27 protein-coding genes are annotated in these 24,912 nt (G+C 29.2%); 12 read left to right on the top strand and 15 right to left on the bottom strand.

Translation table 11 applies throughout. From position 1 onward, the window contains the following. The first annotated feature begins 5 nt into the window (after positions 1 to 5). On the top strand, positions 6 to 347 hold the full coding sequence (locus tag ACFO3U_RS11950; RefSeq protein WP_379742621.1) for a DUF2853 family protein: 342 nt from the start codon (positions 6 to 8) through the stop codon (positions 345 to 347). A 62-nt stretch (positions 348 to 409) separates the two neighbouring features. On the opposite strand, the gene ACFO3U_RS11945 is transcribed toward ACFO3U_RS11950, so the two are convergent. The 4 genes from ACFO3U_RS11945 to ACFO3U_RS11930 all read right to left on the bottom strand — a co-directional run bounded on the left by ACFO3U_RS11945 (position 410) and on the right by ACFO3U_RS11930 (position 3,739). Next, on the bottom strand, positions 410 to 1,171 hold the full coding sequence (locus tag ACFO3U_RS11945) for a TIGR02757 family protein (protein ID WP_379742618.1): 762 nt from the start codon (positions 1,169 to 1,171) through the stop codon (positions 410 to 412). Beyond that, the gene (locus tag ACFO3U_RS11940; protein WP_379742615.1) at positions 1,168 to 2,772 is read right to left on the bottom strand and encodes an LIC_10190 family membrane protein; all 1,605 of its coding nucleotides are present in this window, start codon (positions 2,770 to 2,772) and stop codon (positions 1,168 to 1,170) included. The genes ACFO3U_RS11945 and ACFO3U_RS11940 overlap by 4 nt, the downstream gene beginning before the upstream one ends. Beyond that, positions 2,772 to 3,434, bottom strand: coding sequence for an ABC transporter ATP-binding protein (locus ACFO3U_RS11935; RefSeq protein ID WP_379742612.1), 663 nt, complete (start codon positions 3,432 to 3,434; stop codon positions 2,772 to 2,774). The genes ACFO3U_RS11940 and ACFO3U_RS11935 overlap by 1 nt, the downstream gene beginning before the upstream one ends. 143 nt (positions 3,435 to 3,577) lie before the next feature. Beyond that, complete coding sequence (locus tag ACFO3U_RS11930) at positions 3,578 to 3,739, bottom strand: DUF1328 family protein (protein ID WP_379742609.1); 162 nt, start codon at positions 3,737 to 3,739, stop codon at positions 3,578 to 3,580. A 278-nt stretch (positions 3,740 to 4,017) separates the two neighbouring features. Between ACFO3U_RS11930 and msrA the strand changes: the two genes are divergently transcribed. Further along, a complete protein-coding gene (gene msrA / locus ACFO3U_RS11925) occupies positions 4,018 to 4,674 on the top strand; it encodes a peptide-methionine (S)-S-oxide reductase MsrA (protein ID WP_379742606.1) in 657 nt (218 codons plus the stop codon). 48 nt (positions 4,675 to 4,722) lie between these two features. After that, positions 4,723 to 5,031 (top strand): hypothetical protein, encoded by a 309-nt coding sequence (locus tag ACFO3U_RS11920; protein ID WP_379742602.1) that lies wholly within the window; start codon positions 4,723 to 4,725, stop codon positions 5,029 to 5,031. Positions 5,032 to 5,066: 35 nt separating this feature from the next. On the opposite strand, the gene ACFO3U_RS11915 is transcribed toward ACFO3U_RS11920, so the two are convergent. The 5 genes from ACFO3U_RS11915 to serC form a co-directional block, all read right to left on the bottom strand. Further along, entirely contained in the window at positions 5,067 to 5,390 is a 324-nt protein-coding gene (locus tag ACFO3U_RS11915) for a DUF6787 family protein (RefSeq protein ID WP_379742599.1), read from the bottom strand. 4 nt (positions 5,391 to 5,394) lie between these two features. Beyond that, complete coding sequence (locus tag ACFO3U_RS11910) at positions 5,395 to 5,823, bottom strand: DUF6146 family protein (RefSeq protein ID WP_379742596.1); 429 nt, start codon at positions 5,821 to 5,823, stop codon at positions 5,395 to 5,397. 86 nt (positions 5,824 to 5,909) lie between these two features. Continuing rightward, the gene (locus ACFO3U_RS11905; RefSeq protein ID WP_379742593.1) at positions 5,910 to 6,557 is read right to left on the bottom strand and encodes a DUF937 domain-containing protein; all 648 of its coding nucleotides are present in this window, start codon (positions 6,555 to 6,557) and stop codon (positions 5,910 to 5,912) included. A 45-nt stretch (positions 6,558 to 6,602) separates the two neighbouring features. After that, positions 6,603 to 7,559 carry a D-2-hydroxyacid dehydrogenase gene (locus ACFO3U_RS11900; RefSeq protein ID WP_379742590.1) on the bottom strand — a complete coding sequence of 319 codons (957 nt, stop codon included), beginning with the start codon at positions 7,557 to 7,559 and terminating at the stop codon, positions 6,603 to 6,605. Positions 7,560 to 7,592: 33 nt separating this feature from the next. Beyond that, positions 7,593 to 8,669: a 3-phosphoserine/phosphohydroxythreonine transaminase gene (gene serC, locus ACFO3U_RS11895; RefSeq protein ID WP_379742587.1), complete on the bottom strand. Its 1,077-nt coding sequence runs from the start codon at positions 8,667 to 8,669 to the stop codon at positions 7,593 to 7,595. Positions 8,670 to 8,898: 229 nt separating this feature from the next. Between serC and ACFO3U_RS11890 the strand changes: the two genes are divergently transcribed. Further along, positions 8,899 to 9,465, top strand: coding sequence for a fasciclin domain-containing protein (locus tag ACFO3U_RS11890; RefSeq protein ID WP_379742584.1), 567 nt, complete (start codon positions 8,899 to 8,901; stop codon positions 9,463 to 9,465). Between the two features lie 62 nt (positions 9,466 to 9,527). Here ACFO3U_RS11890 and ACFO3U_RS11885 read toward each other — a convergent pair whose 3' ends face one another. Continuing rightward, a complete protein-coding gene (locus tag ACFO3U_RS11885) occupies positions 9,528 to 10,586 on the bottom strand; it encodes an acyl-CoA reductase (RefSeq protein ID WP_379742581.1) in 1,059 nt (352 codons plus the stop codon). A gap of 134 nt (positions 10,587 to 10,720) precedes the next feature. On the opposite strand from ACFO3U_RS11885, the gene ACFO3U_RS11880 reads away from it, so the two are divergent. Next, the gene (locus ACFO3U_RS11880; RefSeq protein ID WP_379742578.1) at positions 10,721 to 11,071 is read left to right on the top strand and encodes a 4Fe-4S dicluster domain-containing protein; all 351 of its coding nucleotides are present in this window, start codon (positions 10,721 to 10,723) and stop codon (positions 11,069 to 11,071) included. A gap of 59 nt (positions 11,072 to 11,130) precedes the next feature. On the opposite strand, the gene ACFO3U_RS11875 is transcribed toward ACFO3U_RS11880, so the two are convergent. Further along, positions 11,131 to 11,664, bottom strand: coding sequence for a hypothetical protein (locus tag ACFO3U_RS11875; protein WP_379742575.1), 534 nt, complete (start codon positions 11,662 to 11,664; stop codon positions 11,131 to 11,133). Positions 11,665 to 11,926: 262 nt separating this feature from the next. Here ACFO3U_RS11875 and ACFO3U_RS11870 point away from each other — a divergent pair, with 262 nt between their 5' ends. After that, positions 11,927 to 13,045, top strand: coding sequence for a hypothetical protein (locus ACFO3U_RS11870; RefSeq protein ID WP_379742573.1), 1,119 nt, complete (start codon positions 11,927 to 11,929; stop codon positions 13,043 to 13,045). A gap of 42 nt (positions 13,046 to 13,087) precedes the next feature. Further along, positions 13,088 to 14,182: a redox-regulated ATPase YchF gene (gene ychF, locus ACFO3U_RS11865; RefSeq protein WP_379742571.1), complete on the top strand. Its 1,095-nt coding sequence runs from the start codon at positions 13,088 to 13,090 to the stop codon at positions 14,180 to 14,182. A gap of 81 nt (positions 14,183 to 14,263) precedes the next feature. Here the strand turns inward: ychF and ACFO3U_RS11860 are convergent, their stop codons facing one another. After that, positions 14,264 to 14,830 carry a hypothetical protein gene (locus ACFO3U_RS11860; RefSeq protein ID WP_379742569.1) on the bottom strand — a complete coding sequence of 189 codons (567 nt, stop codon included), beginning with the start codon at positions 14,828 to 14,830 and terminating at the stop codon, positions 14,264 to 14,266. A gap of 119 nt (positions 14,831 to 14,949) precedes the next feature. Here ACFO3U_RS11860 and ACFO3U_RS11855 point away from each other — a divergent pair, with 119 nt between their 5' ends. Beyond that, positions 14,950 to 15,873, top strand: coding sequence for a winged helix-turn-helix domain-containing protein (locus ACFO3U_RS11855; RefSeq protein ID WP_379742566.1), 924 nt, complete (start codon positions 14,950 to 14,952; stop codon positions 15,871 to 15,873). Positions 15,874 to 15,971: 98 nt separating this feature from the next. Here the strand turns inward: ACFO3U_RS11855 and ACFO3U_RS11850 are convergent, their stop codons facing one another. The 3 genes from ACFO3U_RS11850 to ACFO3U_RS11840 form a co-directional block, all read right to left on the bottom strand. Next, a complete protein-coding gene (locus ACFO3U_RS11850) occupies positions 15,972 to 16,271 on the bottom strand; it encodes a type II toxin-antitoxin system RelE/ParE family toxin (RefSeq protein ID WP_379742563.1) in 300 nt (99 codons plus the stop codon). Next, positions 16,253 to 16,489, bottom strand: coding sequence for a hypothetical protein (locus ACFO3U_RS11845; protein WP_379742560.1), 237 nt, complete (start codon positions 16,487 to 16,489; stop codon positions 16,253 to 16,255). The genes ACFO3U_RS11850 and ACFO3U_RS11845 overlap by 19 nt, the downstream gene beginning before the upstream one ends. A gap of 122 nt (positions 16,490 to 16,611) precedes the next feature. Further along, positions 16,612 to 17,268, bottom strand: a complete 657-nt coding sequence (locus ACFO3U_RS11840) for a hypothetical protein (protein ID WP_379742557.1) — start codon at positions 17,266 to 17,268, stop codon at positions 16,612 to 16,614. A gap of 259 nt (positions 17,269 to 17,527) precedes the next feature. Here ACFO3U_RS11840 and ACFO3U_RS11835 point away from each other — a divergent pair, with 259 nt between their 5' ends. The 4 genes from ACFO3U_RS11835 to ACFO3U_RS11820 all read left to right on the top strand — a co-directional run bounded on the left by ACFO3U_RS11835 (position 17,528) and on the right by ACFO3U_RS11820 (position 24,912). After that, a complete protein-coding gene (locus tag ACFO3U_RS11835) occupies positions 17,528 to 19,384 on the top strand; it encodes a DNA topoisomerase IV subunit B (RefSeq protein WP_379743515.1) in 1,857 nt (618 codons plus the stop codon). Between the two features lie 73 nt (positions 19,385 to 19,457). Then, on the top strand, positions 19,458 to 22,160 hold the full coding sequence (locus tag ACFO3U_RS11830; RefSeq protein ID WP_379742554.1) for a DNA gyrase/topoisomerase IV subunit A: 2,703 nt from the start codon (positions 19,458 to 19,460) through the stop codon (positions 22,158 to 22,160). 152 nt (positions 22,161 to 22,312) lie between these two features. Next, a complete protein-coding gene (locus tag ACFO3U_RS11825; RefSeq protein ID WP_379742551.1) occupies positions 22,313 to 23,251 on the top strand; it encodes a TlpA family protein disulfide reductase in 939 nt (312 codons plus the stop codon). A gap of 209 nt (positions 23,252 to 23,460) precedes the next feature. Then, entirely contained in the window at positions 23,461 to 24,912 is a 1,452-nt protein-coding gene (locus tag ACFO3U_RS11820) for an alkaline phosphatase PhoX (protein WP_379742548.1), read from the top strand.

Genomic DNA, 24,912 nt, shown 5'->3' with positions numbered 1-24,912 from the left:
TTAAAATGAGTAAAAGAGACGAATTAATCACTAAATACGCTGCAGATTTAAAAGATAAATGCGGTGTTACTCCAAACATGGATTTGCTAACAAAAGTAACTATTGGATGTGGACCATCAATATACAATGCAGACTCAGCTACTGTTGCAGGTTCTGATGAAAAAGAATTAGTTACTGTAAAAAATAACTTCTTAGTAAAAAAATTAGGATTAAAAGACGGTCCTGAATTAGACAAAGCAATTGATGCAGTGATTGAAAAGTATGGTCGCTCAAACAAAAATAAATATAGAGCAGTAGTATATTATTTACTTGCTGTTCATTTCAAAAAAGAATCTGTTTATAAATAAGATTCCAATAACCAAACCAACCAAACTATTAAAAATCCTAACTCGTTTAGGATTTTTTTATGTCAAAAACCTTCAAAAACTCCTAAGCCAAATAAGGCAAAGTCATATTTAACAGGATCGGTTTTATCTAATTTTCGTAAAGCTAAATCTAATTCAGCTAACGCTTTTCCATCGTTTTGTTTTCTTTTAAGTAAACCAAGTTTTCGAGCCACATTTCCAGAATGTACATCTAAAGGACATGATAATTTTGAGGTTGGAATGGTTTTCCAAATTCCAAAATCAACTTTGTTATCATTACGAACCATCCAACGTAAGTACATGTTGATTCTTTTGGCAGCACTATTGTTTAAAGGATCTGAAATATGTTTTTGTGTTCGTTGTAAATGTTCAACTTCAAAAAAGATTTTTTTAAATTCATGAATGCTTTTTTGCATACTATTTTCTTCTTGGTTTTTTGAAAAAACAGCTTCTAAACCATTATGATTTTTATAAATATGTTGTAACGATTTTATAAAAGTTTTAGCATCAAGTGCATTAAACGTTCTATGCACAAATTTGTCTAATGAATCTAAATTATCTTCCGAATGACTCATCACAAAATCATAAGGAGAATTTCCCATTAAATCCATTAGTTTTTTAGAATTATTGATAATCATTTTTCTATTTCCCCAAGCAATTGTTGCACTTAGAAAACCAGCAATTTCAATATCTTCTTTCTGTGAAAAGGAATGTGGAATTTGAATAGGATCACTTTCAATAAAATCAAAATTATTGTACTGAATGACTTTTTCGTCAAGAAAATCTTTTAATTCGGATTTATTCATTGTTTTAACTCTTTTGCATAAAAACCATCTTTTAATTGATTGGTTCGCTGTTGTGGAAAATAGTTGTAATAATGAAACAATTTTTCATTTACACATGGTAAATTTCCATTTGAAGTTTCATATAAATTAGGAAGTTTAGGATCATTATAATAGAAATTCTCTATTTTTTTCGCTTCAAAATTGTTGATTTTGTATTTTGTTATTGATTCTGGAATGATTAATTGATTTAATGCAAATGTACTTTTGTTAGCACCACTTTTTATATCTATAAATGTGCTAAAAGAAACTAATAACAAAGAAATTATGATAACACTATTCTTAATTGAGAATTTTAAATAAGTTGCTATTTCATAAATGATTATAGTAGAAAATAAAATAAATGTAGGTAAGAAAAAACGATATTGAGGTGAAATTACAAGTAAGAATATAAAGTGAAATAATAATATAAAATACAGTATTCTGAATTTTGAAGTTTGTTTAAAAAACTTTGTAAAGGGAACAACTAAAAACAATAGTAAAATGCCTTTGTTAAAAATCGAATTTATTCCTTCAAGATTTATCCAAAGCTTTATTTTTTCCAAAAGAGTTAAATTTTTAGTTTCCAATAAGTTTTCAGCATAACCAGCATCAACAGTAATTTGAGCTAATTTATTTAAAACGTTATTACTCATTTTCCAATCAAAATTAGTCTCTAAAAATGATAAAGGGAATAATGGATAGCCTGTTATTATTAGGTTTTTTGCTATCCAAATAGTTCCAAAAAATAAAGAAATAAATCCAAAAAAGGGAACTGTTTTTTGATTTCTAAAAAGGTATATAATTGCAAGTAATAGAATAGGAGCAATGGTAACTTTTAAGAATATCATATAAATGATAAAAATAAAGATGGTTTTTACATCTTTAGTTTCTTGAATAAATTCATTAAATATTATAACTGAAAAGATGAGAATAGGTAAATCTGGTGAAGGAGCATCTATAAATTGATAATAAAAAATAAGAAATAGTATTCCAAAAAAAGTCCAATTAAATCCTGTTTTATTGTAATTCTCTATGAAATAAAGAATTCCAATTAAAACTATAAATCCATTGATATCATTAAAATTTATGGGCAAAAATGAAAAGCTGAAACCACTTTGCAACACATGCCAAAATGAAAATTGTGCTAAAAAAGGATGGACATTGGCAACACCTTTTACAAAACCATATTCGTTTAACCATTTAATAGTTTGAATATAATAGCTTTCATTATCAAATATTGTGGGTGTTTGAGCTGATTTTAAAGCAAGTAAAAGTGTTAATCCAAAAAATAAATAAAATTGCTTTCTTGAAAAAGATTTAAAAATTGATTTTAAGAAAAATAAAAACTCAGACTTATATTTAAGGACGAAAGCAATTTGAAAAGCACAATTTAAAATAAAAACTTCTGTATTTATATTGAAAAAAAAAGCACAAAAGCTTAAAAAAAGTGTTTGAAAAATTATTCCAAATAATAATGTAAAAGAAGAATTACTTTTAGAAAGGCCACATAAATTTTGAAATGCAATTCCTGATAAAGAAGCAAACAGAAATAAAATGAACCAATAAACTAAAAGTATAAGCATTAAACCATGATATTTCCGTCTTTCATAACTAACTTTCTGTCAGCCATATCAGCTAATTCTTCGTTATGAGTTACGATTACAAATGTTTGACCAAATTCATCTCGCAATTTAAAAAATAATTGGTGTAAATGTTCAGCTGATTGGGTATCTAAATTTCCAGAAGGTTCATCAGCAAAAATGATTTTTGGTTTATTAATCAAAGCTCTTGCAACTGCAACACGTTGTTGTTCACCACCAGAAAGTTCACTAGGTTTGTGATGTATTCTATCTTTTAAACCTAAATAATCTAACAAACGTTTTGCTTCAGTCTCGGTTTCTACCTTGTTTTTATTGGCAATAAAAGCAGGAATGCATACATTTTCTAAAGCAGTAAATTCAGGTAATAATTGATGAAATTGAAAAATAAATCCCAAGTTTAAATTTCTAAACTTAGATAATTCTTTATCGTTTAATTTCAGAACATCTGTTCCATCGATGGTGAGAGATGAGTTATTTTCAATGTTTGGTTTGTCTAATGTTCCTAAAAGCTGTAGCAAAGTAGTTTTACCTGCTCCAGAAGCTCCAACAATTGAAACGATTTCACCAGATTTGATATGAAGATTTACACCTTTTAGAACTTGTAAATCTCCATAGTATTTATGTAATTGAGTAACTGATATCATTTTTGACTATTTATACAAAGAAACAAAGATTTTTTGTGTTTTGTAAAACTGTTACCAATTAATTTGAGTAAATTATATATAATAGCAATTGTGTAAGTCAATTAGTATTAATCAACTTACACAATCTTCTAAAGTATGCCATTTTAAATACGTTTCCTTCCACTTATGAGCGATAAAATAAAAAGAACGATAAAAATAAAGAATAATACTTTAGCTATACTAGCTGCACCAGCAGCAATTCCTCCGAAACCTAAAACTCCAGCAATTATGGCTAGAATAATAAATATGATTGTCCATCTTAACATAATAAATTGTTTTTAGTTAGTATTGTTTTTTTTTGCAATGGAAAAGAAATAATTACTTTAGCATTACTATACAAATTTAAGAATCACCCAATAGTTTTATTTACAATATTTTAGCTATATATTATAGTATTACCATTTGTTGCTCTTCAATGACTATTATTAAGGTTTCATTAAATTAAAAACTAAACTTATTTTCTTTACGTAAATGTTAATGTGTAAGCTAATTAACATAAGTTTTAGTTACACTTGATTAAATTTGTATAAAAAATAATATTATTATGAAAAGCCTATTATTATCACTAATTTTAATATCTTCCTGTAATGGAAAAGTTAAAAATGAAGATCAAACTAACATTAATGAAAATAAAATTTATAAAGAACCTATTAAAATGAATATTAAAGAAGGAAAAGAAATTGCAACTTTTGCAGGTGGCTGTTTTTGGTGTACTGAAGCAGTTTTTTTAGAATTAAAAGGAGTTGAAAGTGTTGTTTCTGGTTATACAGGTGGAACTGTAAAAAATCCATCTTATAGAGAAGTTTGTAATGGAACTACTGGACATGCAGAAGCAATTCAGATTACTTATGACCCAAAATTAATTGCCTATGAAGATTTGTTAGAAATCTTTTTTAGTTCACATAATCCAACTACTTTAAATAGACAAGGAGCTGATGTTGGTACACAATATAGAAGTGAAATTTTTTACCATTCTGAAGCACAAAAAAAAGCTGCTGAAGAGTACATTGCTTTGATAGAAAAAGAAAAATTGTATGATGATCCTATTGTTACAAAGATTTCACCAGCTGTTGTTTTTTATGAAGCAGAAGATTATCATCAAGATTACTATAATCAAAACAAATCTCAAGGATATTGCCAAATGGTTATTGCACCTAAATTAGAAAAATTGAGAAAATATTATAAATCAAAATTAAAATAAATTGGCATCTTATTTGTAAGTTCTTAATTGAATTAAAAAAAAGATTAAATGAATGAACCAAAAGTTGAGATTATTCAACCTAAATCAAAAAGTAATAAGAAAACAAAACTAATTTTAGGAATTGTTTTTGATTTAATTGGAATGCTTTCTTATTTAGTTCCAGTTTTTGCTGAAGCAACAGACATTGTTTGGGCCCCAATTTCTGGATTCATTATGATGGCAATGTATAAAGGAACAACAGGAAAAGTAGCTGGAATTATTAGTTTTATTGAAGAAGCGTTTCCTTTTATAGATTTTATTCCAACATTTACTTTAACATGGATTTATAAATATAAAATTAAAAAAGATAAGGATTAATTTTAAAAAGAGGCATATTGAAAAATATGTCTTTTTTATTTAATTTTTTTATCAACAAAATCAGCTATAAAGCCAAGTTTTAATCTCTCTAACATCTTCTTTTCAAATTCCCAAAAGAATTTAAACTGACCAAACAGTGCTCCAATAAGAACTAACATTATTTGATAAATTGGAAAAATTATTAATAATCGAATAGGCCAATAAAGCCATAAAGAAACAGATTCTTTGTGTAAACCAATAAAATCTGTAAAAGGTTTTGATAGATAGGCTGCAGTTGAACCAGTAATTGCAAAAACAACAAAAATTAGTATCAATTGCCAATTTGAGGTAATATTCCAGCGTTTCTTAAGTTTGTTCATTCTTCTATAATCGAGCAGGAAAACCTCCTAATTGTTGTTTATTTGTTAATTGAAAATAAGTTAGGTAGTTGTATATCATATAATTAACTTCAAAACCATAATCGATTCCCGTTTCATAATTAATAGGCATTTCATATAAATTTGAATTATAAACCGTAGGCAAATTAGCTCTTCTATTCCATTCTAAAACCCAAAAACGATTTCTAGCTTCAAGATAACTTTGAGTGTAGAAACTTCTTGGTTTTGCCATAGAATTGAACCAACTAGTAAAACCACCATCAATAATTATTACTTCATATTCAATTTCGTCATTTGCAATACGAACAGTATCACTTACAAGTTTAGGATCGTCATTATTAGTAATTTCTTTACTTGAATTACAACTAATTAAAGAAATAAATACTAATGTAAATATAAAAATGTATGTTTTCATAGTATTATTAATTTAGATTATAAAGATAAAAAAAAGCATCGACATAGCCGATGCTTTTAACATTTGAATTTGTATTTTAATGGATATTATTTTTTTCCGAAAAGACCTCCTAGAAGACCTCCTAAACCACCTTTTTTCTTATTATTACCACTTAAGGCAGACATAGCATCGCTAACATCTAGTTTTCCATCTCCATTTTGATCTAATACGGAAGTTAATAAGGAACCACCAAGCGAACTTCCTTTATCAGAGCTATTTCCACCACCAAGTAAACCTCCTAAAAGACCTCCTAAATCTGGAGTTGAAGATACTCCTTTATTTTTGGTTTGTTTTCCTAAGTAGCCCATAATTATTGGAGCAAGCATCGGTAAAATTTTAGATATAATACTAGAATCTACACCAGTTTTAGCACTTAATCCTTGAACCATTGAATCTTGATTATTGCCAGCAACATGATTAAGAATTTTATTTCCATCAGAAAAATCACCACCGTTTAAAAATTCACTTAGGTTATCTAAAATACTTCCATCATGTTTTCCGCTTGTTAAAGCACTTAATAATCCACTTGCACCTTCACCAGAAAGAACGTTGTTTTGCATTTGGCCTAATAATGCTGGTACACTTGAAGAAACTACATCACTAGCTTGAACAGGATTAATTCCAGTTTTTTGTGAAATATTACTCACTAATTGTTTTCCTATTTCACTATTTAATAAATCTGATATTCCTGACATAATTTTTTTATTTATTTTGGTTAGTACATAAAGATAATAAAAATATTAATTGTTTTTAAGTAAACTGATAATTTGTTCAGCAAGTTCTGTTCCAATTCTATCTTGTGCTTCATCTGTAGCAGCTCCAATATGTGGTGTTAATGAAATTTTTGGATGCATTAATATTCGTATTTCTGGAGTTGGTTCATTTTCAAAAACATCTAAACCAGCAAACAATACTTTATCTTCATCTAAAGCTTCTATTAGTGCTACTTCATCAATTACTCCACCTCTTGCAGCATTTACTATTCCAACATTTTCTTTCATTATTTTTAATTCTTCTCTACTAATAACATAACCATCTTGGGAAGGAACATGTAAAGTAATAAAATCTGAATGTTTCAATAAATCTTCTAAAGGTTCTGTTGCAATATCAACATTTATGAATTGTCCATTATAAAAGTCAACACGAATTACAGCTTCACCAACGTATTTATCAGATGCAATAACTTTCATTCCTAATCCTAAAGCTATTTTTGCAACAGCTTGACCAATTCTACCAAAACCTATGATACCTAATGTTTTGCCTCTTAGTTCCATTCCATTGGCATAAGCTTTTTTTAGACCATTGAAATTGGTATCACCTTCTAAAGGCATATTTCTATTTGAATCATGTAAAAAACGAACTCCACTAAATAAATGAGCAAAAACTAATTCAGCAACAGATTCTGAGGATGAAGCAGGAGTGTTGATTACATGTAATCCTTTACTACGAGCATAATCGACATCAATATTGTCCATTCCAACACCACCACGACCAATTATTTTTAAACTAGGACAATTATCTATAATGTCTTTTCTAACTTTTGTTGCACTTCTAACCAAAATTACATCTACTTTGTGAGAGTTTATATAATTTTCAACTTGTTCTTGAGCTACTTTTGTTGTGATAACTTCAAAACCAGCTTTTTCTAAGGCTTTTATTCCACTTTTTGAAATTCCGTCGTTGGCTAATACTTTCATTTTTTGATAATTTTAATTTGATATCTATCGATATTATTTTATTATTTTATTTTCAAATTCTTTCATTACATCTACTAAAACTTGAACGCTTTCAATTGGTAAAGCATTATACATTGAAGCTCTATAACCTCCAACAGATCGATGTCCGTTTATTCCTGAAATTCCTGCTGCTTTCCACAGAGCATCAAAAGTTTCTTGATGTTCAATATTTTTTAACGTAAAAGTTGCATTCATAAAACTTCTATCTTCAGTAGCAACAACACCATTGAATAGAGAGTTTCTGTCAATTTCAGCATATAACAAAGCAGCTTTTGATTCATTTTCTTTTTCAATAGCAGCAATTCCACCTTTGTTTTTCAACCACTGCAAGGTAAGTAAAGATGTATAAACCGCAAAAACAGGAGGAGTGTTATACATACTTTCTTTAGCAATATGTTGCTCATAGTTTAAAATATTTGGAATAGTTCTTCCTGATTTTCCTAAAACTTCTTCTTTTACAACTACTAAAGTTGTACCTGCTGGTCCCATATTTTTTTGTGCACCAGCATAAATGATATCAAATTTAGAAAAATCTAAAGTTCTTGAGAAAATATCTGAACTCATATCACATACAACAGGAACATTTGTTTCTGGAAATGATTTCATTTGTGTACCAAAAATGGTATTATTTGATGTACAGTGAAAATAATCAGCATCTGCAGGAATGCTATAGTCTTTAGGAATAAAAGTATAATTACTTTCTTTTGAAGATGCAACGATAACAGTTTCACCAAAAGGTTTTGCTTCTTTGATGGCTCCACTTGCCCAAGTTCCTGTATCTAAATAGGCAGCTTTACCTTCTATTTTCATTAAGTTATAAGGAATCATTAAAAACTCTAAACTAGCACCACCTTGTAAAAATAAAGCTTGATAACCTTTACCTTCTAATCCTAATAATTCTAAAACCAACGCTCTGGCTTCATCCATAACAGCAACAAAATCTTTACTTCTGTGTGAAATTTCTAAAATAGATAATCCAGAATTATTAAAATCTAAAATGGCTTGTGAAGCTTTCTCAAATACTTCTTGTGGTAAAATACAAGGCCCAGCGCTATAATTGTGTTTTTTCATTGTAAGTAGTGTAAAGTAGTTAATTCTATAAAGCAAATTTCGGAAATTGAAAATAAAATGAATGTATTAAAACAAAACTAATAAGTCTATCTTATTAACTATAACGTTTTAGTTGGGCCTAAATTTGCTTTTTTTATAATTTAATATGTTAAAATTAAAAAAAAATAAACTTTTTTAAAACCAAACTTAAACATGTTGCGTAAATGAAATTATAACTTAATAAAAAAATATGAAAACTAAGAAAATTTTATCAGTGGCAATGATTGCATTTACGTTAATGTTAACAGGAAATGCTTTCGCACAAAAAGAAAAAACTGTAACTGTTGGTGGTGCTCCAATGTACCCATCAAAGAACATTGTTGAAAATGCAGTTAATTCAAAAGATCACACAACTTTAGTAGCAGCCGTAAAAGCAGCTGACTTAGTTGAAACATTAATGTCAGAAGGACCATTCACCGTTTTTGCCCCAACAAATGCAGCGTTTGATAAATTACCAGATGGAACTGTTGAAGCTTTGCTAAAACCAGAAAACAAGAAATTGTTACAAACTGTGTTAACCTACCACGTAGTTGCTGGAAAAATGAGTGCAAAAGATATTATGGCTGCCATTAAAAAAGGAGATGGAAAAGCTTCATTGACTACAGTTAGTGGTGGAACTTTAACAGCTTGGATGAAAGGTAAAGATATTTATTTGACAGACGAAAACGGAATGTCGGCAAAAGTTACTATCTCAGATGTAAACCAGTCAAATGGAGTAATTCATGTAATTGACGCGGTTGTTACACCTAAAGCATAGTTTTAGTTTAGATTTGTTTTTTGTTTGAGAAGAGCTTACCGAGAGGGAGCTCTTTTCTTTTTTTAGATACTATTTAAAAATTTAATTGTGTCCACATTATCCGCATAATCCCAAAGCATTGGTTTTTGAGTTTGCCCAAATGAAATGCTATTTTCAACTAAATCATTGGAAACAACACATTGAATTTGTTCTTCATCAGTTTTTAAGCGTGATTTTACTTCTTCTAAATCTTCATAAAACTCATAAAAAACACTTGAAATAGGTGAGGAGTAACTCGAATCTTCTTTTAAAGTTAAAAACTCATTATCTAATAATTTATAAAGACTCATTAAAAAAACAGCTTTATTGTAGTCATAGTTATTGGCATACTTCTCATAGAAAATTACATCTTTGTACGAAAAGATAGCTTCAAAAAACATCTTAAAATCATATCCTTTTGGAACAAAAAGTTTAGAAACATTTCTACAGCCCAAGCCAAAGTATCTAAAAATATCTTCTCCTAAATTGAATAAATCTTCTTTAGTTTCTTTTCCATTTAGTACTGCAACTGAATTTCTGTTTTTTCTAATAATATTAGGAACATCTTTAAAATAATAATCAAAATATCTTGAAGTGTTATTACTTCCAGTTGCAATTACGGCATCAAATCCTTCTAATTTTCCTTCTACAAAAGTTATTTTTGAAGAAAATCTTTCGTCTAAAGTAATTAAATATTTGGCTAAAAATTTTATTAAATGTTGATCGTTTGAAGATGTTTTTACTAAAACGTCATTTCCTGTAATTAAAACCGTTAAAAAGTCGTGAAAGCCAACTAAAGGAATATTTCCTGCTAAAATTAAACCAATTTTTTTAGGTTTAGATTCTTCAAAATTATAAGCAGAAAGCCATTTGGTAAGGTTTTCTTCTGTTAGAGCATTTGCCCAAGATTGTATTGAAAAATAAACTTGTTCAGGTGTAAACCAACCATTATGTGATTGTGATAAAGCAATTAATTCTACAAAAGAATCAAAAAATATTTCATTGTTTTTTACATCTTCATTTTTGATATTTTTATCCAATGAAAATTGATTTAAGAACTTTCCTAAATCGATAAAACAGTTTTTTATTTCAATTTTTGACATTTGTAACATTTGTAACTTGTTTATGAGTAGATAACATTGTAATTTTGCACAAAAATAAGCAATAAAGTTGGAAGCTAATTGTAGATTTATAAATACTTCAAAATTCTAACTTCTAATTTCTAAATTTAATATAAATGGCAATTATAATAACTGATGAATGTATAAATTGTGGAGCCTGTGAACCAGAATGTCCTAATACTGCAATTTATGAAGGTGCTGATGATTGGAGATATAAGGATGGAACAAAACTTTCTGGAAAAATTATTCTTCCTGATGGAACAGAAGTAGATGCTGATGCTGCTCAAACTCCAATTTCAGATGATTTATATTATATAGTTCCTGGAAAATGTACTGAATGTAAAGGTTTTCACGAAGAACCTCAATGTGCAGCTGTTTGTCCAGTGGATTGTTGTGTTCCAGATGATAATCATGTGGAAAGCGAAGAAACACTTTTAAATAGACAAGCATTTTTGCACAACGAATAAAGTAAAAAAAAATCCTGAAGCGAACTTCAGGATTTTTTTATAGTTAAGTTTTGGTAATATTATTTTACAACCATGTATTTATCCACAATCATAACATCATTTTTACTGTCATAAGTTTCCAAAATTAAATTTCCATCATTGTCAAAATATCCAACAGAAACTTTATTATTTTCAACATAAATATAATTATTGTTAGATGTTTTTCTTAAAATACCAAGATTTTTACCTTTAGTATTTTTTAAACTATAACCTGTTTTGTCAACTGCTACTTCATATTTTGTTCCATCTAAATTATAATAAGCAGAACGGTCAACATCTATTGAACGTGTTACACCATCAACGCTAACTTCAGTTTTTGAAGTTACTTCTACAGGAGTATTTTTCATGTCTTTGTTAAGTGTATTTTTTCCATTGTCTTCAAATTCAATGTTTTGTACTTCTTGTTTCTCTTCTTTTTTGACTATTTTTTTCTCACCATCAGAGTCTCTTACTGTTCTCACAGTAGTCTTTTCTTCAGTTTGAACATTCTTGTTTTGAGCAAATCCATAACTTGTACATAAGATTAAGGATAGAGTTACTATTAGATTTTTCATAATTTTTAAAGTTTTAATTGATTACACTACAAAATTACCTGATTCATAGCATTTTACGTTTTAATATTTTTTAAATTCGTTATATAATTACCACTTCAATTGTTAATTACTTAAGCAGTTCTTGTTAAAAAGTCTTTTCAAAAGACTGTTATAATACTTTAATTTGTAATAAATTAGCTAAGAATTTTAAACGCATAATCCATTGTATAAGCAAGAAAAACATATAAAGAAAATTTGCCTCTTTGTTTTTATGTTTTTTAGCATGATTGGTTTTTCTCAGTCTGAAATAACTGTAATTCTAAAAGATGCTGATACAGATTTACCTATTGGAGATGCTATAATTACAATATTAAGAACTAACGAAGGACTTATTAGTAATGCAGAAGGTGTTTTTAAATTGAACTTAACTAGACCTTCTCTACTTGAAATTTCTCATACTTCTTATAAAAAATTACAAGTTAAATCAAATACGCTTATTGAAGATGGAACTAATATAATTACTCTTGAAAAAGAAACAGAAATTTTACAAGAAGTAATTTTAACGGAAAGACATCCTCAAGAAATTTTGAAAGATTTGGTAAAAAATTCATTAAAAAAATTAACAGTTCCAGCCAATTTACGTGTTTTTACGAGAGAATTTTTTAAGACAGATGATAAATATTCATTTTATAATGATGGTTTGGTAAATTTTCAGATTTTAGATGAAAAAAGAAATATAAAAACAGATATTTTAGTGGAACAAAATAGAACTATTGGTTTGATAGATGAATTTGACAAAGATTTATTAGGTTACAACTTGAATAATTTAATGGAAAATTATTATCAATTTAAATATTTGGATAAAATATTAGATTCTAGAGCCAAGAAAAAATATGATTTTCAATTACTTACCTATCCGCAAAATCAAAATTATTTACTCATAAAAGTGAAACCTTACACAACTATAGATGGTTTTATGTCAGAATACAGTATTTTATATGATAGCAAAAAGAAAATAATATTAGAAGTTACTTCATTTTTACCTGAAGATAGAGCACAAAATAATTCCACTTTTTTAGATTTTAAAAATAGAAAAATTTATAAATCAGTTTTTAAAAATACTTATAGACTTGAAACGAGAGATTATTATTTAGCAAATTCCAAAGAAGAAATTGGTTTTACAACAGAAAAAAACAAAATAGAAACTAAGTTTGAAGTAAGTAACTATTTAATCACTACAGAATTTAGAACCAATATATTCAAATATGATGATGCTGAAATTTTTAAAGATAAAACACTCCTTAATAAAAAAGATAGTGTGTTGACAGAATATTGGGAAATCGACACAGGTGTTTTATTGACGCAAACCGAAAAAGATATTATCAATAACTTGAAAAACTAACGCTACATTTTCTATATTTGCACTCTTATTTAAAATTTCAAGATGAAAGCAGGAATTGTAGGATTACCAAACGTAGGAAAATCAACCTTATTTAATTGTTTATCAAATGCAAAAGCGCAAAGTGCTAACTTTCCTTTTTGTACTATAGAACCAAATATTGGAGTAGTAAACGTACCTGATCCAAGAATCGCAAAATTAGAAGAATTAGTGAAACCTGAACGTGTGCAAATGGCAACCGTTGATATCGTAGATATTGCTGGTTTAGTAAAAGGAGCAAGTAAAGGTGAAGGTTTAGGAAATCAATTTCTTGGAAATATTAGAGAATGTAACGCAATTATTCACGTGTTACGTTGTTTTGATAACGATAATATAGTTCACGTTGACGGAAATGTAAATCCAATTCGTGATAAAGAAACGATTGATATTGAATTGCAATTAAAAGATTTAGAAACCGTTGAAAAACGTTTAGAAAAAACAAATCGTGCAGCCAAAACTGGAAACAAAGAAGCACAAGCTGAAAAAGCCTTATTAGATAGAATTAAAGAAGCTTTATTACAAGCCAAATCAGCAAGAACGGTTATTCCTCAAAATGCAGATGAAGAAGCTTTGATGGAAGAATTTCAATTGATTACAACAAAACCAGTTTTATATGTTTGTAATGTAGATGAATCAGCTGCAGTAAGTGGAAACAAATATGTAGAACAAGTTCGTGAATTGGTAAAAGATGAACAAGCAGAAGTAATCATCCTTTCTGTAGGAGCAGAAGCAGATATCACAGAATTAGAAAGCTACGAAGAACGTCAAGTTTTCTTAGAAGATATGGGATTAACAGAACCTGGTTCAGCGGTTTTAATTCGTGCTGCTTACAAATTATTAAACTTACAAACGTATTTCACAGCTGGTGTAAAAGAAGTTCGTGCTTGGACAATTAATATTGGAGACACTGCACCTCAAGCAGCTGGTGTAATTCATACCGATTTTGAAAAAGGATTCATTAGAGCAGAAGTTATTGCCTACGATGATTATGTGACTTACGGAACAGAAGCCAAAGTAAAAGAAGCCGGAAAACTAAGAGTTGAAGGTAAAGAATACATCGTTAAAGATGGTGATGTGATGCATTTCCGTTTTAATGTGTAGTTTTTTAGAAAATAGAACAAATAGAATAGAAAATAGAAAAACCTGCGATTTTAATTGCAGGTTTTTTGGTTTGTTATTCGCTTAACAACCATCTTTATTTGGTTCTCTTTTGTAAAGAATTTTACCTTCTTTTTCTACATAATCACCAGCTATTATTGGATAAGCATACTTTGGAGCATACGAAACACTTCGACTTCTTATAATTATTTTGTCGTTTACTTTCAAGCTATATAATTGCTCAAATTCTACACCTAAATTATAATTATTTGGCTCATATTTTTCTACTCCAAAAGCTAAAATATAATCTTCACCATCAATCTTCACCATAATTCCAAAACCCAATCTTGAACCTTCAGGAAGTGAAAGTGAAGTTACAATAGCTTCCATTTCATTAAATTCCTTAACTGGTTTTCTTATTTTTGCAATACTTTCAAGGACTTTTTTTCCTGCTGGAGATTCTTTCCAATTGTTGAACATGATTCCATCTGGTGAAGCTTCCCATTTTTTTAATTCAGTATTTTTATCTTTAGAAGAGTTAGTTTTTGAGATAACTTTATTAGAACTTTCTGTTTTAATTTCTCGATTAGCATAAACCAGTCCGCTTACTACAATCAACGATGCAATCAGTGCATAAATTAGTTTTTTCATTTTTCATTTTTTTAGGAATTAATATTGATTTAAAATGCCCTAAACTTTGAGCTATTATTTAATGACATTGTAAAACTACTATTCATAAAACCTGAAAGTGTCAAAAAAATGTAAAAAAAGTGTCAACTGTTGTAAAATGTCATGAAAATGTAAGTAATTTACAACTAATTATGAATTACACTATCAAATATTTCTTTCGTTTTTTAACGCTTTTCGGATTATTCACTGCTTTGATTTCGTGTTCCCATGAATCAAATGAAGACTTATCTGCTTTGACAAAAGTAGCTTTACGCGATGTTGGACATCAATTGTTACTTAGCAATCAAGATTCTATTTCTTTGGTAAAACCTGTTACCAATGCAAAGGGTTTACAATACCAATTGACTTTTGAAAATCAATTAACCATAAATCCTGATAGTTTAGTGATTTTAGTTAAAAAAAGTTTTCAAAAAGCCAATTTACCACAAGATTATTTGGTTGAAGTAGTGCAATGCAAAGACAAAGAAATTGCCTATAGTTACCAAATGAACCAAAATGTAGAAAAAGGCATTATTCCTTGCAGTGGAAGGCAATTACATAAAGAATGTTATCTAATAAATGTAAGATTTAATAAAAACATGGAATCCAACAAAAGTTCTTTATATGTTTGGATTATTTCTTTATTAATTTTAGGAATTATCGGATTACTAACATTTCTTTATTTTAAACGAAAAACTAAAGAAGTATCTGTAGAAAATACAGCAAATTACACAACAATTGGAACATACAAATTTTATCCAGAACAAAACAAATTGATTAAAGAAGCCGTTGAAATCAGTCTATCCAAAAAAGAATGTGAGTTGTTAACTATTTTTATGGAACAACCCAACCAAGTGATAAAAAGAGATGAACTAACCAAAAAAGTTTGGGAAGATCACGGAGTTTTTGTAGGAAGAAGTTTGGATACCTATATTTCAAAACTTCGCAATAAACTAAAAGCGGATGAATCGATTAAACTTATTAATATTCATGGAGTTGGGTATAAGTTGGAGATAAGTGAATAGTGATATTAGAAGAAAGAGACAAGAGTAAAGAAGAAAGAAAAACCTTTGATTTGATTGCAGTTTTTTTAATCTATATTACCCATTAAAAAAAAAATGAGTTATTGAACCTTTCTGTTTTTTATATTTTGTCGGTTATCCCAAAAAGAAATTATTTCAATTCTATTTTTATTGATTTCATAAAAAATCAAATAATTTTTCATAGCAATTACTCGAGTAAATTTATTGGAAGTGAGTCTGCCAATTAGTTCAGATTTAGAAAGCGTGTTTAATAAATCTTCAACTTGATTTAAAAGTTTTAAACTGTAGTTTGCATTTCCATTTTGCAGTACATAATATTCAAGTACAGCTTTAACTTGCGTTTTTGCCAATTTAGACCAAACTATTTCTTTTTTAACCATTGTTTCATTTCTGAAATTACTTCTTCGTTTTTAAAGAATTGGTCGTTTTTTATTTCATTTCTTCCAACCTCAATTGCTGACTCCTGTTCAGATGATAATTGAAATAACGTTTGTTCAGAAGAATCAAAAATAGTTTGAAGCGCATTAAGTAGATTGATGTCTTTTGATTCCTTAATTCTAGAAATTAAATTCTTTTTTATTTGAGAAGTTGTATTCATAGGAATTCTTTTTGTAGTAATCAAAATTAAAGAATAATTTTTAAATAGTTGAATTTTCGTTTGAATTTTTTTAATGTGAAGTTTTTAGAATATAGAACAAAGAGAATAGAAAATAGAAGAAGCTAAGGTTTATTTAAGGTTTTATTTCTTTCAATTATCCGAATTTCTATTTTATGAATTAATTTAAAAACAAAATGGAAATATGGTTTAGCATTTTCCTTAGCAAAATCTTCCATCTGTAAGGCTTGAAAAGTTGGAATTATTTTTTGATTCACTCCAATTTCTTTCAATTTGTCATTTGGTCTTTTTAGATTTCCTAAGAACATAGGAGTTTCATCAGGAATATTAGCTAAAATATCAGTTGAATCAGCGTGAGAAAATCCATTTCTCATCAAAACTCTTATTGTATTGAAAAGAATATCTTTTTCAGAATCAGAAATTAGTCCTTTCTTTTTACATAATTCAATAGAATTACCTAAAGAAATTGAACTATATTTTTTGTTCGGTTCTCCAAACTTTTTATTCCATTCCTCTAGTGGTGTTGGTCCAAAACCTGATTCATCATAAATAAGTGCTAACTTTAAAAGTCGTTCAAGTAAATGATTTGTAAGAGTAATTGATGCTCTATTTAATTCAAGAATTAGACATTTGTTTAATTCAAAAATTAACGTGTTAAATTCAGAAAATATCTTAAATCTAAAGTCAAAATTTTTCGATAGTTCAGGAAAGTTTTTATCTAATTTTTCAATAAAACTTTTTCCAAATACTTCTTTTTCCATTCTGTTTTTCAACTTGTTTAATACTTAAATATATAAATAACTAATGAATTTTTACATTAATTTATAATCATCTGTAAGTTAATACTCCAAATATAAACAATTTTCCATTCAAAAATCTTTTCTCTTGCTTCTTTCCTCTTTTTTCTAAATTCAAACTTCTAAATTAAAAATTGTGAATAACATTCTTAATATCTTATGGTTTTAAGCCTTTAAAATTGGAGTCAATTTGAGTATATTAGCACAAATTCCTATACAACACATGGCAGTAGAAACTAGATACGACGAAGACAACATACGTTCACTCGATTGGAAAGAGCATATCCGAATGCGTCCTGGTATGTATATTGGAAAACTCGGTGATGGTTCGTCTCCAGATGATGGTATTTATATCTTAATCAAAGAAGTTATCGACAACTGTATCGATGAATTTGTCATGGGTGCAGGAAAAACCATCGAAGTCACCATCAAAGATAAAATGGTTACCGTTCGCGATTATGGTCGTGGAATTCCTTTAGGAAAAGTAGTAGATGTAGTTTCCAAAATGAATACTGGTGGAAAATACGATTCCAAAGCCTTCAAAAAATCTGTAGGTTTAAATGGTGTCGGAACCAAAGCCGTAAATGCACTTTCCAATTATTTTAGAGTAGAATCCGTTAGAGATAACCAACAAAAAGCAGCCGAATTTTCAGCAGGAAATCTTACCATTGAAGAAGAGGTTCAAGAATCAAGCAAACGAAAAGGAACCAAAGTCTCTTTCGTGGCTGATGAAACAATTTTCAAAAATTACAAGTATCGCAATGAGTATATCATTAAGATGCTTAAAAATTATTGTTACTTAAATCGCGGTTTAACCATTTATTACAACGGTGAAAAATACGTTTCAGAACATGGTTTAAAAGATTTATTGGATGAAAACATTGCTGAAGAAGATATGGTCTATCCAATAATTCACTTAGAAGGTGATGATATCGAAATTGCAGTAACACACAGTAAATCCCAATATTCAGAAGAATACCATTCGTTTGTAAACGGACAAAATACAACGCAAGGTGGAACACATTTAAGTGCTTTTAGAGAAGCCATTGTACGTGTAATTAAAGAATTCTACAACAAACCTTTTGAAGCTTCAGACATTCGTAAATCGATTGTTTCTGCTATCTCGGTAAAAGTTGAAGAACCTGTTTTTGAAAGTCAGACGAAAACCAAATTAGGTTCAACAGATATTGGTCCGAAAGGTCCAACGGTTCGAACTTTTGTAAATGATTTCATCAAAACTAAATTTGATAATTATTTACACAAAAACCCAGAAGTTGCCGATGCTTTACTACGTAAAATTTTGCAAGCCGAAAGAGAACGTAAGGAATTATCAGGTATTCGTAAGTTAGCCAAAGACAGAGCAAAAAAAGCCAGTCTTCACAATAAAAAATTAAGAGATTGTAGAGTGCATTTAACCGATGCTAAAAATCCGAGAAGTTTAGAAAGTACGCTTTTCATTACTGAGGGAGATTCAGCTTCAGGTTCCATTACCAAAAGTCGTGATGTAAATACACAAGCGGTTTTTAGTTTGCGTGGAAAACCTTTGAATTCGTATGGTATGACCAAGAAAATTGTATACGAAAACGAAGAGTTCAATTTATTACAAGCTGCTCTAAACATTGAAGAAGATATGGGTGATTTGCGTTACAACAATATTGTAATTGCAACCGATGCCGATGTCGATGGAATGCATATTCGTTTACTGTTGATTACTTTCTTTTTACAGTTTTTTCCAGAATTGATTAAAGACGGACATTTATATATTTTGCAAACACCTTTATTTAGAGTCCGAAATAAAAAGGAAACTATTTATTGTTATAGTGATGAAGAAAGAGTTAATGCGATTGAAAAGTTAAAACCAAAACCAGAAATCACACGATTCAAAGGATTAGGAGAAATTTCACCTGATGAGTTCAAGCATTTCATTGGAGAAGACATTCGATTAGATCCAATTATGTTAGATAAAGCCACATCAATTGAAACATTACTAGAATTCTACATGGGTAAAAACACACCAGACCGACAAGAGTTCATCATCAATAACTTGAAAGTGGAATTGGATGTGATTGAAAAGGAGTAGTGTTCAGTGTTCAGTTTTTAGTGAGCAGTGATTTTGAATTAAGATAAAAGATACTGAAAATAATTCAGCATAAATGAACGAAGACGAAGAAAACATAGTACCAGAAGACGAAAACAACGAACCGTTGAATGAATCTACAAACGAAGAAGGTTTTGATGATATTCATGTTTCATCAGGACATCATTTCTATGAAAACAATGAAAATCCAGAAGATACTATTACGAAAGTAACTGGAATGTACAAGGATTGGTTTCTAGATTATGCTTCTTATGTAATTCTAGAACGTGCAGTTCCTGCCATTGAAGATGGTTTTAAGCCTGTACAGCGACGAATTATGCACTCCATGAAAGAGTTGGATGATGGTCGTTATAATAAGGTAGCGAATATTGTTGGTCACACCATGCAGTATCATCCTCATGGAGATGCTAGTATTGGTGATGCTATGGTGCAAATTGGTCAAAAAGATTTGTTGATTGATATGCAAGGAAACTGGGGAAATATCCTTACAGGTGATTCTGCAGCAGCTTCTCGTTATATTGAAGCACGAATTTCAAAATTAGGTCACGATATTTTATTTTCTCCAAAAATTACAGAATGGGGAACTTCCTATGATGGTCGTCGTGCTGAACCCATAAATCTTCCTGTAAAATTTCCGTTACTTTTAGCACAAGGTGCAGAAGGAATTGCCGTTGGACTTTCCACAAAAGTATTGCCTCATAATTTTAACGAATTAATAGATTCTTCAATCAAAATATTAAAAGGAAAACCTTTTACACTTTATCCCGATTTTCCAACAGCTGGAATTGCGGATGTTTCTAATTATAACGATGGACTTCGTGGTGGAAGAGTTCGTGTTCGTGCTAAAATTTCGCAATTGGATAAGCAGACTTTAGTCATTACGCAAATTCCATTTTCAACCAATACTTCAACGTTGATTGATAGTATTTTAAAAGCCAACGAAAAAGGAAAAATTAAGGTTAAGAAAATCGAAGACAACACAGCTGCTGAGGTTGAAATCTTAATTCATTTAACACCAGGAGTTTCACCAGATAAAATGATTGACGCTTTATATGCTTTTACGGCTTGTGAAACATCAATTGCTCCTTTAGGTTGTGTAATCGGTGATAATAAACCAATGTTTATTGGTGTTTCTGAAATGTTGAAAATTTCGACTAACAGAACCGTTCAACTACTAAAAAGAGAACTTGAAATTCAGTTAGATGAATTGGAGAACAAATGGCATTTTTCTACATTAGAAAAAATCTTCATACGCGAAGAAATGTACATTGATTTCAAATTATATTCCGACAGAGAATCTTTATACCAATATTTATATAAGAGTTTTGAGCCTTTCAAAAAGGACTTTGTTAGAGAAATTAATGATGATGATTTACAGAAGTTAACCCAAATTCCAATGATTCGTATCACTCGATTCGATTCAGACAAAGCAGATGATGCTATTGCTAAGTTAGAAGCTGACATGGAAAAGGTGAAACATGATTTAGACAACATCATTGATTTTACTATTGCTTTTTTCCAAAATTTGAAAGATAAATACGGAAAAGGTCGTGAACGTCAAACTGAATTGAGAAGTTTTGAAAACATTGAAGCTACCAAAGTAGTCTTGAGAAATACGAAATTGTATGTCAATAAAGAAGAAGGTTTCTTAGGAACAGGTTTGAAGAAAGATGAATATGTTGGAGAATGTTCTGATATTGATGATGTAATTGTCTTTTTGCGTGATGGTCGAATGATTATTACCAAAGTAGATGAGAAAAAATTCGTTGGAAAAGACATCATTCACATAGCCGTTTTTGATAAAAATGACAAACGCACGATTTACAACGTTATTTATCGTGATGGAAAAAATGGTGCTTCTTTTGTAAAACGTTTTAATGTTTCTGGAGTTACACGTGATAAAGATTATCATCTAACCCAAGAAAAACCAGGTTCTCAAATCTTATATTTTACAGCTAATCCAAATGGTGAAGCGGAAACAGTTACTATTTTGTTGCGTCAAGTGGGAAGTGTTAAAAAGTTGAAATGGGATTTAGATTTCTCTGAAATTTTAATCAAAGGAAGAAGTTCAAAAGGAAATACAGTTACCAAATATCCTATCAAGAAAATTGAATTAAAAGAGAAAGGAATTTCGACTTTACGACCAAGAAAAGTTTGGTTTGATGATACCGTTCAAAGACTTAACGTTGACGGAAGAGGTGAGTTGCTGGGTGAATTTAGACCTAATGACAGACTGTTAATTGTGAATCAATCAGGTAAATTAAAGACGATTATTCCAGAATTGACAACTCATTTTGATGAAGATATGATAGTGTTGGAAAAATGGAATCCAAAGAAACCAATTTCTGCTATCTATTATGATGGTGAAAAGGAACGTTATTATGTCAAGCGTTTCTTAGTGGAAAATGAAAATAAAGAAGAAATTTTTATATCTGAACATGCTAAATCGCAATTAGAAATTGTTTCTACGGATTGGAAACCAATGGCTGAAGTTGTTTTTGCTAAAGTAAAAGGAGAACAAAAAGAAACAATGCAAGTCAATATGGAAGAATTTATTGCCGTAAAAGGAATAAAAGCTTTAGGAAATCAATTGACTACAGATAAAGTCAAACAAGTTAATTTGTTAGAACCATTACCTTATGAGGAACCAGCACCTGAAATTCCAGAAGAAATGGAAGTTGAAGGAGAAGATAATGTTTCTGAAGATATAAAAACGGATTTGGATGATGATGGTCAAATTACACTTTCTTTAGATTAAATATATTTCAATCAGAGATGATAAAATGTTGATAAACAGCCTTTTTGTTGTTGATAATTATTGATTATTACTTTATTATTGGGCTGTTTGTTGTTGATAATTTATTTAAATTTACTGTTAATAAGTCAACAAAAAACTAAAATCTAAATAATATGAAAGCTACTCAACTTAAGTGTATTATTTTAATTATTGTTATCTTTTTTTCTACAGTAACTAGTTTTGCTCAAGATGTGAAACAGCAAAAAGAAATTATTAATAAATTAAACATTATTCATAAGTCTACGTTTAAGACAAGAGATTCATTAGCTATAATTTACAAAGCTATATATGAAAAGATTGGATATACTAACGATACAATTATCAAAAACAATTTATTTAAGAAAATTAATGAATTAGACATTGCTGCAGCTCAAAATGCAGAAAAGGAATTAGATAGAGAATTTGGATTTATTAGACAATTCTCTTCTAATCCAATTTCACTAGATATATTACATTATAAAATTACAAAACCAGAAGCAGCGTTAAAATATGAAGTTTTTAATTCTTTATTTGGAAGTTTAACTTTTGATTTGCAAAATAGTCCAAAAGGTCTTCAATTAAAAGAAATGCTAGTTAATTTTAAGAAAAGTAATGTTGGTAGCGAAGCACCAGATTTTACCCTTAAAGACATTAGAAATAATACATTGAATTTATCTTCATTTAAAGGCAAAAATTATATTTTATTGTCTTTTTGGAACAGCACTTCACAAGTATGCAGTGATGAAAATAATTACTTAAAAGAAGTTTATTTAAAATACCATCAAAACGGATTAGAAATTGTAAATGTCTCTATTGATGAAAATATGGAAGTTTTAAGAAAAGCAATTGATTTTCAAAAGATTGATATGTTTAAAAACATTCCCATTATTATTAATGATGTACCTTTATTAGAAAGTTATTTTGTAAACTCAATTCCACAAAAAATTTTAATTGATAAGAACGGAATCATTATTGGAAGATGGAGAGGTTCTAATAGTACATTGAAACAAGAAATGAATTTAGTTTTAAGTACTTTATTTAAAACGGTTGCTAGTTCTAATAATGTACATTAATTTATTGCTTTAAGAAATACAAAACTTCTCATCTTCGAGAAGTTTTTTTTTGCTCTTTCTAAACGTTCAATTGATTTTTAGTTGATAATTAATTAAGATGGTAACGTTTTGATGATTTATTGGTTTGTTTTTAGTAAAACTGAGTTTACTTTTTGTTTACAGTCTAGCAGTAGTTTTGACAAAACTTAAAAAACAACAAACTAGTACTTATGAAAACAAATTTTAAAGCCTTATTATTAATTGCTTCTTCATTTGCAATTATTTCTTGTAATCAAGATGATGATAATGCAACAACACCAGCAGCTGACGCAAAAGTTACTTTGGCAAATCATTCAGCAACAGCTCCTTTCTTATTAAAAAAGTCGGGTTTTGAAAATTTAGAAATTTATTCTCTATTAAGTTCAGGAGATCAATTATCAGAATCTCCAGAATTTGTTTATGGTTCAATGGCTGATGGAATGGGTTTAATGAAAAACGCTGACGGAACATTCACTTTAATCAATAATATTGAAGCAGATTATTCGGTAGCTAGAATTACATTTGATAAAACGTTTAAACCAGTTAAAGGAGAATATATCTTAAATGCTTTGGCAACAGCTTCAACAGCACAATGTTCAGGAAGTTTAATTACTCCAGAAGAGCATGGATTTGGTCCACTATATTTATCTGGTGGAGAATGGGGTGGAGCTTCAAAAGGAGTTTTTGCAACAGATCCTTTTAGAAGTGCAGAAAATGCTGAATTAGCTACTTTATTACCAGCTTTAGGTCAATGGTCAACTGAAAATGCAGTTGTGATTGGAAAAGATGCATATCCTACAAAAACTGTTGCTTTTATTGGTGATGATACAAGTGATGATACAACTCCATCTGGTCAATTAGCAATGTATGTTGGAAACAGAGGAGATTTAGCAAGTGGAAGTTTATACGGTTTAAAAGTAAACACAGCTGGAATCAACTTTGAAATGGACATGCAAGAAGGTGTTACTTACCAAGCTGAGTTTGTAGAATATCAAGAAAGAACTTTAGATGAATTAGAGCTTGAATCAAGAAATAAAGGAATTATGGGATTCTCAAGAGTTGAAGATATCGATTATAGAAAAGGCTCAGGTTCAAACAACAGAGAAATTTATTTTGCTGTTACTGGTAGAAAGAAAACAGCTTTAACAGGTAAAGGTTCTTTTTATGGAAGAATTTATAAAGTAGTTTTAAATCAAAATGATCCAACTCAAGCAACAATTACTTGTGTGTTAGATGGTGATAAATTAAACGGAATTGCAAAACAATTTCACAGTCCAGATAATGTTGTAGTAACTAAAAATTATGTGTACATCATGGAAGATCCAAATGGATATCCTGATACAGCAGATAAAACTCACTTTTCATATTTATATCAATATAATATTACAACTGGAGCTTTAAAAGTAGTTTTAGAATGTGATCAAAATGCAGCTCAAACTGCTGGAATTGGAACTGCTTCAAATTTATGGGAATTAACAGGTATGATTGATGTTTCTGACATTATTGGTGTTGAAGGAAGTTTCTTAATCTGCACACAAAATCACGGTTGGTCTAATGTTAATTTTACAGATCCAAAAGCAAATCCAAATTCGGCCAGTGATGAAGGTAGCCAATTATATTTGATAAAAGGTTTAGAAAGATAA

This window comes from Flavobacterium ponti, assembly GCF_042652765.1.
GTDB classification, from domain to species: Bacteria; Bacteroidota; Bacteroidia; order Flavobacteriales; family Flavobacteriaceae; genus Flavobacterium; species Flavobacterium ponti.
The sequence above is the reverse complement of the archived record's forward strand: the minus strand, read 5'-3'. Positions and strand labels throughout refer to the sequence as shown.

What these genes read in the sequence shown, in the direction of transcription:
- ACFO3U_RS11950 (WP_379742621.1), top strand. Translation starts at nt 6, where the DNA reads ATGAGTAAAAGAGACGAATTAATCACTAAATACGCTGCAGATTTAAAA.
- ACFO3U_RS11945 (WP_379742618.1), bottom strand. Translation starts at nt 1,171, where the DNA reads ATGAATAAATCCGAATTAAAAGATTTTCTTGACGAAAAAGTCATTCAG.
- ACFO3U_RS11940 (WP_379742615.1), bottom strand. Translation starts at nt 2,772, where the DNA reads ATGCTTATACTTTTAGTTTATTGGTTCATTTTATTTCTGTTTGCTTCT.
- ACFO3U_RS11935 (WP_379742612.1), bottom strand. Translation starts at nt 3,434, where the DNA reads ATGATATCAGTTACTCAATTACATAAATACTATGGAGATTTACAAGTT.
- ACFO3U_RS11930 (WP_379742609.1), bottom strand. Translation starts at nt 3,739, where the DNA reads ATGTTAAGATGGACAATCATATTTATTATTCTAGCCATAATTGCTGGA.
- msrA (WP_379742606.1), top strand. Translation starts at nt 4,018, where the DNA reads ATGAAAAGCCTATTATTATCACTAATTTTAATATCTTCCTGTAATGGA.
- ACFO3U_RS11920 (WP_379742602.1), top strand. Translation starts at nt 4,723, where the DNA reads ATGAATGAACCAAAAGTTGAGATTATTCAACCTAAATCAAAAAGTAAT.
- ACFO3U_RS11915 (WP_379742599.1), bottom strand. Translation starts at nt 5,390, where the DNA reads ATGAACAAACTTAAGAAACGCTGGAATATTACCTCAAATTGGCAATTG.
- ACFO3U_RS11910 (WP_379742596.1), bottom strand. Translation starts at nt 5,823, where the DNA reads ATGAAAACATACATTTTTATATTTACATTAGTATTTATTTCTTTAATT.
- ACFO3U_RS11905 (WP_379742593.1), bottom strand. Translation starts at nt 6,557, where the DNA reads ATGTCAGGAATATCAGATTTATTAAATAGTGAAATAGGAAAACAATTA.
- ACFO3U_RS11900 (WP_379742590.1), bottom strand. Translation starts at nt 7,559, where the DNA reads ATGAAAGTATTAGCCAACGACGGAATTTCAAAAAGTGGAATAAAAGCC.
- serC (WP_379742587.1), bottom strand. Translation starts at nt 8,669, where the DNA reads ATGAAAAAACACAATTATAGCGCTGGGCCTTGTATTTTACCACAAGAA.
- ACFO3U_RS11890 (WP_379742584.1), top strand. Translation starts at nt 8,899, where the DNA reads ATGAAAACTAAGAAAATTTTATCAGTGGCAATGATTGCATTTACGTTA.
- ACFO3U_RS11885 (WP_379742581.1), bottom strand. Translation starts at nt 10,586, where the DNA reads ATGTCAAAAATTGAAATAAAAAACTGTTTTATCGATTTAGGAAAGTTC.
- ACFO3U_RS11880 (WP_379742578.1), top strand. Translation starts at nt 10,721, where the DNA reads ATGGCAATTATAATAACTGATGAATGTATAAATTGTGGAGCCTGTGAA.
- ACFO3U_RS11875 (WP_379742575.1), bottom strand. Translation starts at nt 11,664, where the DNA reads ATGAAAAATCTAATAGTAACTCTATCCTTAATCTTATGTACAAGTTAT.
- ACFO3U_RS11870 (WP_379742573.1), top strand. Translation starts at nt 11,927, where the DNA reads ATGATTGGTTTTTCTCAGTCTGAAATAACTGTAATTCTAAAAGATGCT.
- ychF (WP_379742571.1), top strand. Translation starts at nt 13,088, where the DNA reads ATGAAAGCAGGAATTGTAGGATTACCAAACGTAGGAAAATCAACCTTA.
- ACFO3U_RS11860 (WP_379742569.1), bottom strand. Translation starts at nt 14,830, where the DNA reads ATGAAAAAACTAATTTATGCACTGATTGCATCGTTGATTGTAGTAAGC.
- ACFO3U_RS11850 (WP_379742563.1), bottom strand. Translation starts at nt 16,271, where the DNA reads ATGGTTAAAAAAGAAATAGTTTGGTCTAAATTGGCAAAAACGCAAGTT.
- ACFO3U_RS11845 (WP_379742560.1), bottom strand. Translation starts at nt 16,489, where the DNA reads ATGAATACAACTTCTCAAATAAAAAAGAATTTAATTTCTAGAATTAAG.
- ACFO3U_RS11840 (WP_379742557.1), bottom strand. Translation starts at nt 17,268, where the DNA reads ATGGAAAAAGAAGTATTTGGAAAAAGTTTTATTGAAAAATTAGATAAA.
- ACFO3U_RS11835 (WP_379743515.1), top strand. Translation starts at nt 17,528, where the DNA reads ATGGCAGTAGAAACTAGATACGACGAAGACAACATACGTTCACTCGAT.
- ACFO3U_RS11830 (WP_379742554.1), top strand. Translation starts at nt 19,458, where the DNA reads ATGAACGAAGACGAAGAAAACATAGTACCAGAAGACGAAAACAACGAA.
- ACFO3U_RS11825 (WP_379742551.1), top strand. Translation starts at nt 22,313, where the DNA reads ATGAAAGCTACTCAACTTAAGTGTATTATTTTAATTATTGTTATCTTT.
- ACFO3U_RS11820 (WP_379742548.1), top strand. Translation starts at nt 23,461, where the DNA reads ATGAAAACAAATTTTAAAGCCTTATTATTAATTGCTTCTTCATTTGCA.